Here is a 312-nt window from a genome sequence, read left to right on the forward strand (position 1 = left end):
AAGGCCGAAATGATAAGATTCTAAAGTACATTAAGTAAAACTTCTTCTGTATAGTTTTGAGAGAGCAAGACTTTCTCAACAAAATACTCTAAACTGATAATATGGTTTAGGTTGGCAAGGTTGTAGTAGCTGCAAGGCGCACCGGAAGGAACGTAGCGACCACGTACTGATAAGTACGTCGAGCAAGTGACTGAGGAGTAACGCAGCAGATGCTGCAAGATTGACGACATATCTGGTGACGATAGCTAAGGGGATCCACCTGTTCCCATACCGAACACAGAAGTTAAGCCCTTATACGTCGAAAGTACTTGG

General features: G+C 43.3%; 1 rRNA gene. It reads left to right on the forward strand.

The annotated features are described in order from the left end of the window. Positions 1-231: 231 nt before the first annotated feature. Positions 232-312: ribosomal RNA gene (gene rrf / locus Ga0466249_RS26040) — 5S ribosomal RNA — on the forward strand; the annotation flags it as partial.

The sequence above is a fragment of the Pelorhabdus rhamnosifermentans genome (assembly GCF_018835585.1).
GTDB lineage: Bacteria > Bacillota > Negativicutes > UMGS1260 > UMGS1260 > Pelorhabdus > Pelorhabdus rhamnosifermentans.